This window comes from Metabacillus herbersteinensis (genome assembly GCF_042433335.1).
In the GTDB taxonomy this organism is placed as follows: domain Bacteria; phylum Bacillota; class Bacilli; order Bacillales; family Bacillaceae; genus Metabacillus; species Metabacillus herbersteinensis.
Map to the genome: position 1 here is coordinate 1 of NZ_JBHLVO010000028.1, position 16,472 is coordinate 16,472.

At 38.7% G+C, this 16,472-nt stretch carries 8 protein-coding genes, 21 tRNA genes, 1 rRNA gene and 1 pseudogene; 30 read left to right on the top strand and 1 reads right to left on the bottom strand.

Annotated elements, in window-relative coordinates; translation table 11 throughout:
• From rrf to ACFFIX_RS21860, 30 genes and pseudogenes are all read left to right on the top strand, one after another.
• A 5S ribosomal RNA gene (rrf, locus tag ACFFIX_RS21715) occupies nucleotides 1-93 on the top strand; the annotation flags it as partial.
• Between the two features lie 45 nt (nucleotides 94-138).
• A tRNA-Val gene (locus ACFFIX_RS21720) sits at nucleotides 139-214 on the top strand.
• Between the two features lie 24 nt (nucleotides 215-238).
• A tRNA-Thr gene (locus ACFFIX_RS21725) sits at nucleotides 239-314 on the top strand.
• A gap of 177 nt (nucleotides 315-491) precedes the next feature.
• Nucleotides 492-567 (top strand) — tRNA-Lys (locus ACFFIX_RS21730).
• A 7-nt stretch (nucleotides 568-574) separates the two neighbouring features.
• Nucleotides 575-660: transfer RNA gene (locus tag ACFFIX_RS21735), tRNA-Leu, on the top strand.
• Between the two features lie 23 nt (nucleotides 661-683).
• Nucleotides 684-755: transfer RNA gene (locus tag ACFFIX_RS21740), tRNA-Gly, on the top strand.
• Nucleotides 756-766: 11 nt separating this feature from the next.
• Nucleotides 767-855, top strand: a tRNA-Leu gene (locus ACFFIX_RS21745).
• A gap of 17 nt (nucleotides 856-872) precedes the next feature.
• A tRNA-Arg gene (locus ACFFIX_RS21750) sits at nucleotides 873-949 on the top strand.
• Between the two features lie 3 nt (nucleotides 950-952).
• A tRNA-Pro gene (locus ACFFIX_RS21755) sits at nucleotides 953-1,029 on the top strand.
• Between the two features lie 16 nt (nucleotides 1,030-1,045).
• A tRNA-Ala gene (locus ACFFIX_RS21760) sits at nucleotides 1,046-1,121 on the top strand.
• 27 nt (nucleotides 1,122-1,148) lie between these two features.
• Nucleotides 1,149-1,225, top strand: a tRNA-Met gene (locus ACFFIX_RS21765).
• A 7-nt stretch (nucleotides 1,226-1,232) separates the two neighbouring features.
• Nucleotides 1,233-1,309, top strand: a tRNA-Ile gene (locus ACFFIX_RS21770).
• 18 nt (nucleotides 1,310-1,327) lie between these two features.
• A tRNA-Ser gene (locus ACFFIX_RS21775) sits at nucleotides 1,328-1,420 on the top strand.
• 79 nt (nucleotides 1,421-1,499) lie between these two features.
• Nucleotides 1,500-1,576 (top strand) — tRNA-Met (locus ACFFIX_RS21780).
• A gap of 14 nt (nucleotides 1,577-1,590) precedes the next feature.
• A tRNA-Asp gene (locus tag ACFFIX_RS21785) sits at nucleotides 1,591-1,666 on the top strand.
• Nucleotides 1,667-1,822: 156 nt separating this feature from the next.
• Nucleotides 1,823-1,895 (top strand) — tRNA-Phe (locus tag ACFFIX_RS21790).
• A 36-nt stretch (nucleotides 1,896-1,931) separates the two neighbouring features.
• A tRNA-His gene (locus tag ACFFIX_RS21795) sits at nucleotides 1,932-2,004 on the top strand.
• Nucleotides 2,005-2,022: 18 nt separating this feature from the next.
• A tRNA-Gly gene (locus ACFFIX_RS21800) sits at nucleotides 2,023-2,096 on the top strand.
• A 3-nt stretch (nucleotides 2,097-2,099) separates the two neighbouring features.
• Nucleotides 2,100-2,176, top strand: a tRNA-Ile gene (locus ACFFIX_RS21805).
• 29 nt (nucleotides 2,177-2,205) lie between these two features.
• Nucleotides 2,206-2,280, top strand: a tRNA-Asn gene (locus ACFFIX_RS21810).
• A gap of 7 nt (nucleotides 2,281-2,287) precedes the next feature.
• A tRNA-Ser gene (locus tag ACFFIX_RS21815) sits at nucleotides 2,288-2,378 on the top strand.
• Between the two features lie 17 nt (nucleotides 2,379-2,395).
• Nucleotides 2,396-2,467, top strand: a tRNA-Glu gene (locus ACFFIX_RS21820).
• A gap of 555 nt (nucleotides 2,468-3,022) precedes the next feature.
• Nucleotides 3,023-4,090, top strand: coding sequence for an ABC transporter substrate-binding protein (locus ACFFIX_RS21825; protein ID WP_378937778.1), 1,068 nt, complete (start codon nucleotides 3,023-3,025; stop codon nucleotides 4,088-4,090).
• Nucleotides 4,091-4,116: 26 nt separating this feature from the next.
• Nucleotides 4,117-5,859 carry an ABC transporter permease gene (locus tag ACFFIX_RS21830; RefSeq protein WP_378937779.1) on the top strand — a complete coding sequence of 581 codons (1,743 nt, stop codon included), beginning with the start codon at nucleotides 4,117-4,119 and terminating at the stop codon, nucleotides 5,857-5,859.
• A complete protein-coding gene (locus ACFFIX_RS21835; RefSeq protein WP_378937781.1) occupies nucleotides 5,846-6,913 on the top strand; it encodes an ABC transporter ATP-binding protein in 1,068 nt (355 codons plus the stop codon). Before ACFFIX_RS21830 ends, ACFFIX_RS21835 begins: the two co-directional genes overlap by 14 nt.
• Nucleotides 6,914-7,385: 472 nt before the next feature.
• Entirely contained in the window at nucleotides 7,386-9,317 is a 1,932-nt protein-coding gene (gene glgB, locus ACFFIX_RS21840; protein WP_378937783.1) for a 1,4-alpha-glucan branching enzyme, read from the top strand.
• Nucleotides 9,268-10,425 (top strand): glucose-1-phosphate adenylyltransferase, encoded by a 1,158-nt coding sequence (locus ACFFIX_RS21845; RefSeq protein ID WP_378937785.1) that lies wholly within the window; start codon nucleotides 9,268-9,270, stop codon nucleotides 10,423-10,425. The genes glgB and ACFFIX_RS21845 overlap by 50 nt, the downstream gene beginning before the upstream one ends.
• A 60-nt stretch (nucleotides 10,426-10,485) precedes the next feature.
• Entirely contained in the window at nucleotides 10,486-11,517 is a 1,032-nt protein-coding gene (locus ACFFIX_RS21850) for a GlgC family sugar phosphate nucleotidyltransferase (RefSeq protein WP_378937880.1), read from the top strand.
• Nucleotides 11,514-12,965, top strand: coding sequence for a glycogen synthase GlgA (glgA, locus tag ACFFIX_RS21855; protein WP_378937787.1), 1,452 nt, complete (start codon nucleotides 11,514-11,516; stop codon nucleotides 12,963-12,965). The genes ACFFIX_RS21850 and glgA overlap by 4 nt, the downstream gene beginning before the upstream one ends.
• Nucleotides 12,955-15,356 (top strand): annotated as a pseudogene (locus ACFFIX_RS21860) (glycogen/starch/alpha-glucan phosphorylase). Before glgA ends, ACFFIX_RS21860 begins: the two are co-directional and overlap by 11 nt.
• A gap of 217 nt (nucleotides 15,357-15,573) precedes the next feature.
• On the opposite strand, the gene ACFFIX_RS21865 reads toward ACFFIX_RS21860, so the two are convergent.
• Entirely contained in the window at nucleotides 15,574-16,368 is a 795-nt protein-coding gene (locus ACFFIX_RS21865) for a TIGR00266 family protein (RefSeq protein ID WP_378937789.1), read from the bottom strand.
• Nucleotides 16,369-16,472: the final 104 nt, after the last annotated feature.

A 16,472-nucleotide genomic window follows, 5' to 3' on the forward strand; every position in this document is an offset into this window, starting at 1 on the left:
CACACCCGTTCCCATACCGAACACGGAAGTTAAGCTCTTCAGCGCCGATGGTAGTTGGGGGTCTCCCCCTGTGAGAGTAGGACATTGCCGGGCAAGACATTGGACAACACACCGATAGATATGTGTTGTTCTTATTACGGAGGATTAGCTCAGCTGGGAGAGCATCTGCCTTACAAGCAGAGGGTCGGCGGTTCGATCCCGTCATCCTCCACCATAACATATTATTACTTTTTATTACGCCGGTGTAGCTCAACTGGTAGAGCAACTGACTTGTAATCAGTAGGTTGGGGGTTCAAGTCCTCTTGCCGGCACCACTCATTTTAAGAGTGAATTTTAAGATGAGCCATTAGCTCAGTTGGTAGAGCACGATCGAGTAAGCTACGAAGCGTTACTACAGCGTACAAATCGAGCTGCTTCTTGCATAACCTTTCTGAGACTTGGACGTCGAGAAACAACTACAAAAACTTTCATCTTTTTCATACTTTTAAGATGAGCCATTAGCTCAGTTGGTAGAGCATCTGACTTTTAATCAGAGGGTCGAAGGTTCGAATCCTTCATGGCTCACCATTTATATGCGGGTGTGGCGGAATTGGCAGACGCGCTAGACTTAGGATCTAGTGTCCTTGTGACGTGGGGGTTCGAGTCCCTTCACCCGCACCATATAAATTTTTTTGTCAGCATATGCGGAAGTAGTTCAGTGGTAGAACACCACCTTGCCAAGGTGGGGGTCGCGAGTTCGAACCTCGTCTTCCGCTCTTAATATGTTGCCGGGGTGGCGGAACTGGCAGACGCACAGGACTTAAAATCCTGCGGTAGGTGACTACCGTACCGGTTCGATTCCGGTCCTCGGCACCATCTTAATTTTTTAATATGCGCCCGTAGCTCAATTGGATAGAGCGTTTGACTACGGATCAAAAGGTTAGGGGTTCGACTCCTCTCGGGCGCGCCATAACGGGAAGTAGCTCAGCTTGGTAGAGCACTTGGTTTGGGACCAAGGGGTCGCAGGTTCGAATCCTGTCTTCCCGACCATTTTCTTTTACAATTTGGGGCCTTAGCTCAGCTGGGAGAGCGCCTGCCTTGCACGCAGGAGGTCAGCGGTTCGATCCCGCTAGGCTCCACCATATGTGTTTTAAATATCATCCTAATTTGGCGGTGTAGCTCAGCTGGCTAGAGCGTACGGTTCATACCCGTGAGGTCGTGGGTTCGACTCCCTCCGCCGCTACCAAATTAAGGGACCTTTAGCTCAGCTGGTTAGAGCAGACGGCTCATAACCGTCCGGTCGTAGGTTCGAGTCCTACAAGGTCCACCATTTATCTGTAATACCAACGGAGGAATACCCAAGTCTGGCTGAAGGGATCGGTCTTGAAAACCGACAGGGGTGTCAAACCCCGCGGGGGTTCGAATCCCTCTTCCTCCTCCACTTTTATCATCCTAGAAGCAGTACGGATTTTAATAAGTAAATACAAAGAGCATAGAAAACCATTAATAATTATTATTATCGCGGGGTGGAGCAGTTCGGTAGCTCGTCGGGCTCATAACCCGAAGGTCGCAGGTTCAAATCCTGCCCCCGCAACCAATCATAAATTTTACGGTTCCGTGGTGTAGCGGTTAACATGCCTGCCTGTCACGCAGGAGATCGCGGGTTCGATTCCCGTCGGGACCGCCATATCAAATTAGAAAATTGTACCCTAGATAAGGGTTTCGATAAGCGAAATGGTCGAGGAAGTGACTGAGTGAACACCGGAGCGTATATTAATACGTGAGGATGTAAGTGAAGGAGCTGACGAAGAGATTTGAAGCTTAGCGGAAGCCGAAAACTTATGGCTCAGTAGCTCAGTCGGTAGAGCAAAGGACTGAAAATCCTTGTGTCGGCGGTTCGATTCCGTCCTGAGCCACCTTTTCTTTCGAAAATTTTAAGCATTTTTACTGTGGCGGTTGTGGCGAAGTGGTTAACGCACCTGATTGTGGTTCAGGCATTCGTGGGTTCGATTCCCATCAGTCGCCCTTTTTAACTAAATAAATGCGGGTGTAGTTTAGTGGTAAAACCTCAGCCTTCCAAGCTGATGATGAGGGTTCGATTCCCTTCACCCGCTCCAAATGGGCCTGTAGCTCAGCTGGTTAGAGCGCACGCCTGATAAGCGTGAGGTCGATGGTTCGAGTCCATTCAGGCCCACCATCTCTTAGAAAAAAAGTTTATGTTTTTATTCCGCAGTAGCTCAGTGGTAGAGCTATCGGCTGTTAACCGATCGGTCGCAGGTTCGAGTCCTGCCTGCGGAGCCATATATCTGGGGAAGTACTCAAGTGGCTGAAGAGGCGCCCCTGCTAAGGGTGTAGGTCGTGTAAGCGGCGCGAGGGTTCAAATCCCTCCTTCTCCGCCAGATAATAATATATATATGGCCCATTGGTCAAGCGGTTAAGACACCGCCCTTTCACGGCGGTAACACGGGTTCGAATCCCGTATGGGTCATCTTTTAAAAGACGTTGCATAATGCAACGTCTTTTTCTTTGTTAAGGAAATTATAAAATTCTTGAACTGTGGATAACGTTTCTGCATCCAGCTCGAGCGCCTAGCCCCTCGAGGTCATAAGTCAATTCTAAATTGAAGGCAAAGAACGCCTTCTATTTAGAATCGCCTTATGCTTGTCGGGGCTGACCAAGTCGCCCGCGCTTTTGTTCTTTTAATTCCATATTCTAAACCTCAACATATAAACAGTGCTTATTTAAATAATGTGAACAGGCAGTCTCCTAGTCAAAGGGGGCTGTCTTTTTTTGTACTTGTTAAAGCCTTCTCTTAATTGTTTTAAAAGCAATGTTTTAAAGGTACGGTGTATTTGAAAAATTAATATTTACAAAAAATTTTCAATATCTATAACTCTCCTTTACACCCCGTTAACAATGGTTTCTTATGCTTAAGGTACAACAATCCAAGTACATATTAAAATTTTGTGGAAAGGAGTGCAAAAAACCAAATGTTCGTTTAAGAATCTTTATGAACCAAAAATCATTAAAGGAGGAAAATTCAATGCATAAATGGAGTTTAAGTTTATTTTTGGGAATTTTGATGATTTTGGCAAGTGCTTGCAGTAACAATTCAACTTCTTCAAATAATCAAGGAAGTGAGGGGTCAACTGCTACCAATAATACAAGCGAAGCCAAGGAAATTGGTTCAGTGGTAGAAGGAACGCTAAATTTTTATACATCACAGCCAGATGCTGATGCTGCTAAATTAGTAGAAGGCTTTCAGGAAGAATATCCTGAGGTAAAAGTTGAAACATTTCGTTCGGGTACAGAAGAAGTTATTTCGAAAATTAACGCAGAGCAATTAGCTGGTGATATTCAGGCTGATGTACTCTTAGTAGCAGATGCTGTTACATTTGAAAGTTTGAAGGAAGAGGATTTGTTGTTGTCTTACAAATCACCTGAGGCAAGCGAAATTCCAACGGAATTAATTGATTCGGATGGTACATACTATGGCACAAAAGTTATGGCTACTGCTTTAGCAGTTAACACTGAGAATGTCGCTGAAATGCCTACGAGTTGGAATGCGTTAATTTCAGAAGAGGCAATAGGAAAAATCATCATGCCAAGTCCATTATATTCAGGAGCGGCAGCTTATAACTTAGGAGTTCTTACACGCCAAGATGATTTTGGTTGGGATTTTTATGAAAAAATCAGTTCAAACGAAGTAACAGTAACAAAAGGGAATGGAGACGTTCTTAAAGGTGTTGCTAGTGGGGAAAAAGATTTTGGAATGGTCGTTGATTTTATCGTCGCACGTGCAAAAGCGGAAGGATCTCCGGTCGAACTAGTCTATCCTGAAGAAGGTGTACCAGTTATTACGGAGCCAATTGGTATCATGAAAGTAACTCAAAACGAAGCAGCTGCTAAGGCTTTTGTTGACTTTGTACTATCAGAAGAAGGCCAGAAGCTTGCTGTTGAGCTTGGCTATACACCGATTCGAAGCGGAGTAGAAGCTCCAGAAGGATTAAAAACAATTGATGAGATGAAGGTCATTTCCTCAGACATCCAAGAGTTATATAAATCGAGAGAAGATGATAAAAAGCAGTTTGAAAAAACAGTTAGTCAGTAATTTGGAACTTAAAAGGGAGTGGGGAAATGAATTCACCATACCAGAGTCCATTAAGGAAAACGAGAGCCATTTACTCGTTTTCCTTTTCTTCTATCTTCAAGAGTTGGTGGGGAATACTAGGTTTTGTGCTTATTGTATTTATTTTTTTATTACCTATTTGCCGTTTGATGTGGCTGAGTCTGTTCCCGGAAGGAACCATTAGCCTTACTCTATATCAAGAAGTACTAACAGAGAAAGCAACTTGGAAAACGGTTCAGAATACCCTTTGGATAACATTGTTTAGTACGGTAATCGCATTATTTTTGGGAGTAGGCCTTGCCTGGATAATAGCATATTTGAATTTGCGAGGGAAGAAGTGGATCCAACTATTTATCTTTATGCCCTTTATCATTCCTTCTTATATAACCACTCTAGCATGGGTTCAGTTTTTGGGACGAAATGGACCAATTTCTGCATTGCTCTCTTTAGAAGAATCTGTGTTTAATTTGTATAGCATAGAGGGTATTATTTTTATTTTAGGGTTGTCACACTATCCTCTAGTTTATTTGTTGAGTTTAGAGGTTTTCAGAAGGATTCCACGTGAATTGAAACATGCCGCTGGTGTAGCTGGTGCATCTAATTGGACAATCACTAATAAAGTTGTTTTGCCAATGGCGTTGCCAGGGATTGCAGGAGGCGGTCTTCTTGCTTTTTTATCAAACCTTGATAATTTTGGAATTCCGGCGTTTCTCGGAATCCCAGCAAATATTCGAGTATTAAGTACATATATATACGAGCAGGTAATAGGATATGGTCCAAGTGCATTTGCGAAGGCAGCGGTTTTATCCGCTCTTCTTGGTATGATTGCATTGTCCGGCACTATTGTCCAGTGGTTTATGGTTAGAAAGAGCAACGTCAGTGAAACATCATACAGAGACATGGAGCCAAGGTATTATCTCTCTAGGGGCTGGAGTACAGTAGTTGAAGTACTTCTCTGGTGTTTCCTGCTTCTTACAAGCCTTATTCCTTTTCTTTCTATGGCAGCAACGTCTTTTATTAAGGCATATGGTTTGTCACTTACATGGGAAAATCTCACTCTTAAAAACTATCAATACTTGTTATTCGAAGATGCTAAGACAATGTCTGCTGTGACAAATAGTGTTATATTGGCTCTGACTACATTGGTTTGCTGCCTTTTACTAGGGACAGGTATTGCCTATTTGCGTTTTAAACATCCATCATTTTTTGTTCGAATAACAGAGATCATTGTTACAATTCCTTATGCTCTTCCAGGTACAGTTTTTGCTCTAGCTATTATTTTAATGTGGCTCGAGCCTATCCCGGGATGGAAACCAGGTGTATATGGAACTGTTTGGATCTTACTAATTGCTTATATTACGAGATTTACTGTTCTTCAAATGCGGGGTAGTTTAACAGCATTCTCACAAATTGATCCTTCAATGGAGGAGGCTGCTTTAACTTCGGGTGCAGGATGGTTCACGAAGTGGAAAAAAATCCTTCTTCCAATACTTTTGCCTGGTATTATGGGAGGAGCGTTACTTGTTTTCTTAACTGCCTTAACAGAATTAACGGTGTCCAGTCTTTTATGGTCAAGTGGATCAGAAACAATCGGTGTTGTCATTTTTAACTTTGAACAGGCTGGATATAGTACATATTCTACAGCGTTCTCGAGCATGATTGTGCTAACGATTGTGGTTTTAGGTATTCTTTTTATAATAGTAGAAAAAGTATGGAAAAAGCAGGTGGTGAACAACGATGATAAAAATTAAAGATATAAGCAAGCAATTTGGGAACTATACTGCCCTAAAAAATCTCAATCTTGAATTATATGAAAAAGAATTTGTTGCTATATTAGGTCCTTCTGGTTGCGGTAAAACAACGTTGCTAAAGCTTTTGGCAGGATTTATGAAACCCACTTCCGGGAATATTATTTTTAATGAAGAGGTTGTTGCTAATGTGAACAGTATCGTCCCACCAGAAAAAAGGAATATTAGTATGGTGTTTCAATCTTTTGCTCTTTGGCCTCATATGACGGTAGAGGAGCATATATTCTTTCCACTTAAGCATCATCGTTATGGAAAAATAAGAGATAAGCAAGAACAGGCTGTTCGAGTTAAAGATGCATTAGAAATGGTAGGACTTAATCATTTAAAGAACAGGTATCCATCCGAGCTTTCAGGTGGACAAAAACAGCGTGTTGCTTTAGCAAGAGCGATTGTACCTCGTCCAGCTTTACTGCTTATGGATGAACCGCTTAGTGCATTGGATGCTGAATTAAGAATGGAGATGAGGAAGGAGATACAGGGGATTCACCGTCATCTAGGCACAACGATTGCTTATGTAACACATGATCAAGGAGAGGCACTAGCAATGGCGGATCGGATAGTTGTTATGAATAAAGGTGAGATCGAACAGGTAGAAACTCCAGAAAATATTTATACAAAGCCAAAGACTGTTTTCGTTTCCACCTTTGTGGGAAAAAGCAATCTACTGAAGGGAAATTGGGTCACTAAAGATTCATTTGTTCCAACAGGATTTCCACTCATTAGTTGGCCGGACATTGGAATTTCAGAGGAACTTAAAGATCAGAATTTATATCCTGTAAGACCAGAACAATGGATATTGGATGAACCTCAAAAGATAGGAATGAAGGGAAAAGTTCATTTTGCTCAATTCCAGGGAAATGAGATACATTATAGTATACTTATGAATGATCAAACTCTTAACGTCTACTCCTCCGTATTCACTAAACGCTTTAAGCCGGGGGATGCGATTTCTCTAAGTATAAATGCAAATGTAACAAGACCAGCTTTGTCTTACTAATTAAGAGGAGCACTAAAACAGTTCGCCCAAACAATTGTCTGACCAATAAATACATGTCGAAGAAAACCTTCTATACTTAATAGGAGGTTTTTTTAAAAAAACTTCCCCTTTTTTTAATAAACAAACTTTTCTACATAATTCTACAAAAAGTCGAAATTATTATTTTCCTAAAATAACAACTTGAAAAACAAATAATATCTCTATTTGATTAAGTATAATTCATTTGGTCTATACCCATACCTAAATTAACCTACTAAATCTCCAGTATTTGTAGCTATTTTCTTTGAAGTTTATGTGGGGAATTCCAAATCTTAACTACCTAAAACTCAATTTAACTTTAAAAGAATAACATTTTTCATTTTCCATCTAATTTGTGTTTTTTTGTCGTTTGTTGGAAACGCTTCCATAGAAGGTATTTCATTTTATTCTTTGAATTTAAAGCATATATAGAAAAAGAGAAAGGGTGAATTCCATGACACTCACTTGTCTTAAAGATTTTGAGATCCATCTTTTCCATGAAGGTACATTATTTAAAAGCTATGATTTTTTTGGAGCGCACATTATTGAACAAGAGGGGGTACATGGAACACAGTTTTGCTTATGGGCCCCACATGCTATGAAGGTAAGTGTTGTTGGAAACTTTAACAATTGGTGTGGAGTAGAACATGAGATGAATTCAGTAAACAGTGAGGGAATTTGGTCACTTTTTATCCCTCAAGTATTGTCTGGTGAATTGTATAAGTATGAAATTTTGACGAGTAATGGTGACCGAATTCTGAAAGCTGATCCATATGCTTTTCATTCAGAAGTACGTCCGAACACTGCTTCAGTCGTTTATGATCTTAGTGGCTATCAGTGGAATGACCAGAAATGGCAGCGTGCGAAGCGACAAAAAGAAGCGTACGATCGACAAATGTTTATTTATGAGGTTCATCTTGGTACTTGGAAAAAGAAAGCAGATGACGAGTTATTAACGTACGAAGAGTTGGCTGAGCAGCTAATACCATATGTTCTCGACCACGGGTTTACCCATATTGAGTTACTCCCCGTAATTGAACATCCTTATGATCGATCTTGGGGTTATCAAGGTACTGGTTATTTTTCAGCAACAAGTCGATATGGCAAACCACAAGACTTGATGAATTTTATTGATCAATGTCATCAACATAATATTGGTGTCATTTTGGACTGGGTTCCAGGACATTTTTGTAAGGATGCACATGGTCTGTATATGTTTGATGGGGAACCAACCTTTGAATATCCAAAATATAACGATCGGGAAAATGAAATTTGGGGAACGGCAAATTTTGATTTAGGAAAGCCTGAGGTACATAGTTTCTTAATCTCTAATGCGTTGTTTTGGATTGAAAACTTTCATATTGATGGTTTTAGAGTTGATGCAGTTGCAAATATGTTGTATTGGCCGAATTCCGGTGAATTAGTTGAAAATCCATATGCGGTTTCATTTTTGAAAAAATTAAATGAAGCTGTCTTTTCTCATGATCCGAATCTTCTCATGATCGCAGAAGACTCAACTGATTGGCCAATGGTGACAGCCCCTACATCATCCGGAGGACTAGGGTTTAACTATAAATGGAATATGGGCTGGATGAATGACATGCTTAAATACATGGAAGCACCACCTGAACAACGAGGTCATCTGCATCATAATGTGACATTTTCTCTGTTATATGCCTATACAGAAAATTTTATCCTGCCACTGTCTCATGATGAAGTTGTACATGGGAAAAAGTCACTTTTAAATAAGATGCCAGGAGATTATTGGCAAAAGTTTGCACAGCTCCGACTCTTATATGGCTACATGCTTACACACCCTGGTAAAAAACTTTTATTTATGGGTGGAGAGTTCGGGCAATTCGATGAATGGAAAGATTTAGAACAGCTTGATTGGAATTTAGAAGAATTTGAAATGCATCAAAAGGTAAGAGTTTATTTTAAGGAATTATTGAATTTATATAAAAAGCAGCGTCCTCTTTTTGAATTAGATCACGAAGCTGAGGGCTTTGAGTGGATCGATGCAAATAATACCGACCAGAGCATCTTTTCATATATGCGAAAAGGTAGTAAGCCGAATGATATTTTAATCGTAGTTTGTAATTTCAAGCCAGTTGTCTATCACGATTATAAAGTAGGAGTACCACTCCAAACTGAATATGTTGAAATTTTAAACAGCGATTTAGAAGTATACGGTGGATCTGAACAAACCAACAAACGAGCAATAAAAGCAATTGAGGGGGAATTTCACGGAAGACCTTATCACCTTTCTATGACAATTCCACCTTACGGAATCACAATTCTACGAGCAGTTAAAAAAAGAGGGGAGATTAAAAAAGATGGTCAAAAAACAGTGCGTCGCAATGCTTCTAGCAGGAGGAAAGGGTAGTCGCTTAAGTTCTTTAACAAAGAGTTTAGCAAAGCCGGCAGTCCCATTTGGTGGTAAATATAGAATTATTGACTTCACATTAAGTAACTGTACAAATTCAAGTATTGATACAGTAGGCGTGCTAACACAGTACCAACCGCTTGTTTTAAATTCCTATATTGGGATAGGTAGTGCATGGGATTTAGATCGTAAAAACGGTGGAGTGACGGTACTTCCCCCTTATGTGGAGTCATCAGAAGTCAAGTGGTATAAAGGAACAGCAAGTGCTATCTATCAAAATATGAACTACTTAAAACAATATGAGCCTGAGTATGTCCTCATTTTATCAGGAGATCACATCTATAAAATGGATTACTCAAAGATGCTAGAATACCATATTGAAAAAGAAGCAGATGTTTCAATTTCGGTTATTGAAGTTCCTTGGGATGAAGCAAGTCGTTTTGGAATTATGAATACAAATGAAAAAATGGAAGTCACTGAGTTTCAAGAAAAGCCTGAATTTCCAAAGAACAACTTAGCATCAATGGGGATTTATATTTTTAAATACTCTATTTTAAAAGAGTACTTAGAAATGGATGATCGAAATCCAGAGTCAAGCCATGATTTTGGTAAAGATGTCATTCCTCTGTTATTAGAAGAAAAGAAAAGTCTTATTGCCTATCCATTTCAAGGATATTGGAAGGATGTAGGAACGGTTAAAAGCTTATGGGAAGCAAATATGGATTTACTAGAGAATAGCTCAAAAAATTTAAATTTATTTGATCATGATTGGAGAATTTATACGGTTAATCCGAACCACCCACCTCAGTTTATCTCTGACGATGCTGAAGTTTCAGAATCGCTTGTTAATGAAGGGTGTGTAGTCTACGGGATAGTCTATCACTCTGTATTATTCCAAGGGGTTACAATTGGGAAAAACTCAATAATTAAAAACTCTGTTATGATGCCTGGTTCTACAATTGGCGAAAATGTTTTCATTGAAAATGCAATTGTCCCGAGTGGAATGACTGTGCCTAATGGAACGATTATTCGAACAGAAAAGGATCTGGATGAAGTTGTACTTGTTAGTGAAGAGTTTGTCGAACAAATAAAAATCACTTCGAAATAATTATTTTTAACCATATAAAGACTTACAATCTATTTAATAACGACGAGAGGCGGAGAAAGCATAGTGTATCAGAAAATGTTAGGAATTATTGATGCAACAACGTATAAAAAGGAAATCGAGGACTTAACAGTTAATCGTTCTCTTGCAGCAGTACCTTTTGCAGGTCGCTATCGATTAATTGATTTTACCCTTTCAAATATGGTTAATTCAGAGATTGATAGTGTCGCCATTTTCCCTAAGTATCAATATCGTTCTTTAATGGACCATATTGGTTCAGGTAAACAATGGGATTTGAATCGAAAAAAAGACGGATTGTTCTTTTTTCCTTCTCCACATCTTCATGATCAATATGATGAATTTGGATCGTTTAGACAGTTTTCTGATCATATCGACTATTTCTTAAGAAGTGGTCAAGAGTATGCAGTGATTTCTAATAGCTACACAGTTTGTAATATTGATTACAAAAAAGTTTTGGTTCGTCATCTTGAAGTAGGTTGCGACATTACCCAAGTTACACATGATGGAAAGCCACTACAAATGTACTTAATGTCTACCAAACTATTAGTAGAACTAATTCATGATTATAATCAATCGGGTTATTTAACATTAGCCGAGTTGATTACAGATGATCGCCATAACCTAGTTAAGTGTGATTATGAACATAATGATTATGTAGCCATTATTGATTCGATTCAAAGTTATTTTAAACATAGTCTGGAAATGTTAAAGCCAGAAGTATGGCAGCAAGTGTTTCTTAAGAATCGTCCAATTTTAACAAAAGTAAAAGACGAGCCACCAACAAAGTATGAGAAAAATGCACGTGTGAAAAATTCAATGATTGCAAACGGATGTATCATTGACGGTACTGTTGAAAATAGTATCATCTTCCGTGCCGTACATATTGGTAAGGATACAGTCATTAAGAATGGTATCATCATGCAAAAAACGCAAATCAAAGATAGCTGTATTTTAGAAAATGTGATTTTAGATAAAGATGTTAAGGTAGCAAGAGGCGTTCAGTTAGTAGGCTCTAGCCAATCTCCTGCGATTCTTCGTAAAGGGACCCTTCAAGGAGAGTTGATGAATTCGTGAAAGTATTATTTGTCGTATCAGAATGTGTACCATTTGTTAAATCAGGAGGTCTTGCTGATGTAGCTGGCGCACTACCAAAAGAATTAAAAAGGCTTGGTACAGATGTACGTGTGATCTTACCAAAGTACGGACAAATTCCGAGACGATTTTTAAGTAAAATGAAAAAGGTTAAGGAAATCACGGTGCCAATTGGCTGGAGACAACAATATTGTGGAATTGAACAATTGGTCCATGATGGAATTACCTACTATTTTATTGATAATGAGTATTATTTTAAAAGAGACTCGCTTTACGGACATTATGATGATGGAGAAAGATTCTCCTTTTTTTGTAGAGCCGTTTTAGACGCAATTGAAGCAATTGACTTTCAGCCTGATCTTGTTCATACCCATGATTGGCATGCTGGAATGGTTAATTATCTTTTAAAAGAAGAATATGTGCTTAAACCTTTTTATGAAAAGATGAAAACCGTGTTTACGATTCATAACTTACAGTTTCAAGGTATTTTTCCGAGAGGGATATTGGATGATCTCCTTAATTTAAGTGAAGAACATTTTCAAAGCAATAAGCTAGAGTTCAATGGTAATGTTAGCTTTATGAAAGGCGCAATTGTATCAGCAGATATGATTACAACGGTTAGCCCGACTTATAAAAATGAGATTCAAACACCGTATTATGGTGAACAGTTAGATGGTTTGTTAAGAGTGAAGGATTCTTCTTTAGTCGGGATTTTAAATGGAATAGATGACGAGATTTACAATCCACTTCAAGATCCGTACATAAAAGAAATGTACAGTGCAGCTTCAATTGAAAAGAAAGCTGTGAATAAATCTGCACTACAGACTGCATTTGGGCTTCCAGTAAATAAGGATATCCCGGTTATTACAATGATTACAAGATTAACAAAACAAAAGGGATTAGATTTAGTTAAAAGTGTGCTTCATGAAATACTTGAGCAAGATGTTCAATTGATTGTGCTCGGGACGGGAGAAAAAGAGTTCGAAGACTTTTTCCGTTATATAGAATGGGTCTATCCTGATCGCTTTAAAGCATATATTGGTTTTGATGAGCCTCTTGCCCACAGCATTTACGCAGGAGCTGATTTATTTTTGATGCCATCGAAATTTGAACCTTGTGGGTTAGGCCAGCTTATTGCCCTACAATATGGAACGATTCCAATTGTGCGAGAGACTGGTGGACTTAATGATACGGTCCATTCTTACAATGAAGAAACAGGTGAAGGAAACGGATTCAGCTTTACGAATTTTAACGCCCATGATTTGCTACATACTGTGAATCGCTCTCTTCGTTTTTACGAGGATAAGAAGAGTTGGAATACTCTTGTGAAAACCGCGATAAGGCAGGATTATAGTTGGGCGCAGTCGGCTTTTAAATACAACCAGCTCTATGCTGAGTTAATGACTAGGAGTGGGAGTCATGTTCTCTAACAAAGAGCAATTTAAAAAAAGCTTTTTGACTCGATTAGAAAGAATGCTTGGAAAAAGCTTTCATGAATCAACAAAGCGTGATCAATATCAAACGCTAGGGAATATGGTAAGAGAGTACATTAGCTCTAAATGGATTGAAACCAATGAATTAAACCGATCTGAGAGCAATAAACAGGTTTATTATTTATCGATTGAGTTCTTATTAGGACGTTTTCTCGGACAGAACTTAATGAATCTTGGAATACAAGAAGTTGTCAAAGAAGGTTTGGACGAATTAAATATAGATTTACGGGAGATAGAGGAAAGTGAGTCGGATGCAGGCTTAGGGAATGGCGGCTTAGGCCGACTCGCAGCTTGCTTCTTAGACTCGCTTGCATCCTTGAATTTACCTGGTCATGGTTGCGGTATCCGATATAAGCACGGTCTATTTGATCAGAAAATTGTCGATGGCTATCAGGTTGAGCTCCCTGAACAATGGTTAAGGCACGGAAATGCTTGGGAAGTAAGGCAATCAGATCAAGCTGTTGAGGTATCTTTTTGGGGAACAGTTGAAGCAAAAATGGTCAAAAATTCAATGCATTTCAAAACAACGGATGCTGAACGAATTTTGGCGGTTCCCTATGATATGCCAATTGTAGGGTATAAAACAAATACAGTAAATTCATTGAGATTGTGGAATGCGGAGCCTCTTCCAAATCTTCCGCATCATGATGTTTTAGCTTATAAACGTGAAACAGAAGCGGTTTCAGAATTTCTATATCCAGACGACACGCATGACGAAGGCAAGATATTGCGCTTAAAACAACAATATTTTCTTGTTTCTGCTAGTTTGCAAAGCATCGTCTCCTCGTATCGGAAAAAAATGCTAGCTTAAAAGAGCTTCATCAATCAATTGCTATTCATATTAACGATACACACCCAGTTTTGGCAATACCTGAGCTAATGCGAATTTTATTAGATGAAGAAGGCATGTCTTGGGATGAAGCATGGACAATAACAACCAATACGATTTCCTACACGAATCATACAACCTTATCGGAAGCGTTGGAAAAATGGCCAATTTACTTGTTTAAGCCTTTGCTACCGAGAATATATATGATTGTTGAAGAAATAAATGAACGTTTTTGTCAGGAATTATGGAATCGTTTCCCTGGCGATTGGAACCGAATTGAAGAGATGGCGATCATTGCACATGATTTGGTGAAGATGGCTCATTTGGCTATTGTAGGAAGCTATAGTGTGAATGGTGTTGCGAAGATTCACTCGGAAATTCTCAAAAATAGAGAAATGAAATCGTTTTATGAAGTGTATCCTGCTAAATTTAACAACAAAACAAATGGGATCACACATCGACGTTGGTTATTAAAGTCGAATCCAGAGTTATCGGAATTAATATCAGATACAATTGGAACTGCATGGATAAAAGAGCCAATTCAATTACTTGAGTTAAAACGTCATGCCTATGATCCTGTTCTGAAGGGGAAATTTGCAGAAGTTAAATTAAAGCGTAAACAAATATTAGCAAAAAAAATTGAAGAACTCACTGGTACCTCAATTGACGTTCATTCAATTTTTGATGTTCAAGTAAAGAGACTGCATGAATACAAACGTCAGCTTCTGAATGTTTTGCACATCATGTATTTGTATAATCGCTTAAAAGAAGATTCCAATTTTACAATTCAGCCACAAACATTTATATTTGGTGCGAAGGCTTCACCAGGCTATTACTATGCCAAAAAAGTAATAAAGTTAATTAATTCACTTGCTGATAAAGTGAACAATGATCCTAAAATCTCTCAAGTGCTTAAAGTTATTTTCATGGAAAATTACCGAGTATCACTTTCCGAACTAATTTTTCCTGCAGCAGATGTGAGCGAACAAATATCTACAGCAAGTAAAGAAGCTTCTGGAACAGGAAATATGAAATTTATGATGAACGGTGCTCTTACAATTGGAACGTTGGATGGTGCTAACATTGAAATTATGGAGGCAGTTGGCAAGGAAAACATTATCACTTTCGGATTAAATGCGGATGAGGTTTTACAATATTACGAGAACGGTAGATACCGTTCGAGTGAGTATTATCTTCATGATCTAAGAATTCGACAAGTAGTTGACCAATTGGTTAATGGATTTTTCCCTGACACAGTCGGTGAGTTTGAAACAATTTATGATTCATTGGTACAGCATGACCAATATTTTGTCTTACGTGACTTTTCGTCATATGTGGAAGCACAGGAAAGAGTGCAGCATTCTTATATAGATAGAGAAAAGTGGTTAGAAAAGACATTGGTAAATATATCTCATTCAGGATATTTTTCAAGTGATCGAACGATCCAAGAATATGCCAACAAGATTTGGGGAATTGAGCCGGTAGGGATTAGGATTTAATAGTGAAAGGGGATGTCAAATTGACATCCCCTTTATTTTTATATTAGAATTTATATAATTCTAGGATTCAGTTTGCGTTTCTGAATCCAGCTCCAGCGCCTAGACCCTCGAGGTCATAAGTCAATTCTAAATTGAAGGCAAAGAGCGCCTTCTATTTAGAATCGTCTTATGCTTGTCGGGTCTGAACAAGGCGCTTGCGCTTTTTTTATTAACTATTTTAGCGATTGTCACCGTCTAACAATCGACCAATCCCACCAAGCAGGCTTCCTTCACCTTGTGAATTTCCACCTGCACTAGGTGCACTTGCTAGCACGCGATCTGCTAAACGGCTAAATGGAAGGGTTTGAATCCATACTGTTCCAGGTCCTTGAACAGTAGCAAAAAATAAGCCTTCACCACCAAAAAATGCAGATTTAACTTTTCCAACATATTCAATGTTATAATCAACATTCTTACTTAATGCAACAAGACAGCCCGTATCAATTCGGAGCTTTTCACCAGGTGCTAGCTCTCTTTTGATAATCGTTCCACCCGCATGCAAAAAGGCTAAACCATCGCCTTCTAGCTTTTGCATAATAAACCCTTCGCCACCAAAAAATCCAGTGCCTAATTTACGTTGAAAATCAATGCCAATTGAAACTCCTTTTGCTGCACATAAAAATGCATCTTTTTGACAAATTACTTTCCCACCTTGCTCACTTAAATCAACAGGAATAATTTTTCCAGGATAAGGAGCAGCAAAAGATACGCATTTTTTTCCAGAGCCTTTATTTGTAAAAACAGTCATAAACATGCTTTCACCCGTAAGAACACGTTTTCCAGCCCTAACGAGCTTGCCCAAAAATCCAGTTTGTTCCTTACCATCACCAAAAATTGTTTCCATATCAATGCCGTCTTCCATCATCATCATCCCACCAGCTTCAGCAACAACACTTTCATTTGGATCTAATTCGATTTCAACACACTGCATATCGTCTCCATGGAGTTTGTAATCAATTTCATGAGCATTCATACTGAGTCACCTCTTTTAATTATGATCCCTGAAACAATTCTAGAAAAGTAGTAAAAAACCTTTTAATAAGGGTATAATTTTTTAAATAACAAAAAAAAACAGGC

What these genes read in the sequence shown, in the direction of transcription:
- ACFFIX_RS21835 (WP_378937781.1), top strand. Translation starts at nt 5,846, where the DNA reads ATGATAAAAATTAAAGATATAAGCAAGCAATTTGGGAACTATACTGCC.
- ACFFIX_RS21865 (WP_378937789.1), bottom strand. Translation starts at nt 16,368, where the DNA reads ATGAATGCTCATGAAATTGATTACAAACTCCATGGAGACGATATGCAG.
- ACFFIX_RS21825 (WP_378937778.1), top strand. Translation starts at nt 3,023, where the DNA reads ATGCATAAATGGAGTTTAAGTTTATTTTTGGGAATTTTGATGATTTTG.
- glgB (WP_378937783.1), top strand. Translation starts at nt 7,386, where the DNA reads ATGACACTCACTTGTCTTAAAGATTTTGAGATCCATCTTTTCCATGAA.
- ACFFIX_RS21830 (WP_378937779.1), top strand. Translation starts at nt 4,117, where the DNA reads ATGAATTCACCATACCAGAGTCCATTAAGGAAAACGAGAGCCATTTAC.
- ACFFIX_RS21845 (WP_378937785.1), top strand. Translation starts at nt 9,268, where the DNA reads ATGGTCAAAAAACAGTGCGTCGCAATGCTTCTAGCAGGAGGAAAGGGT.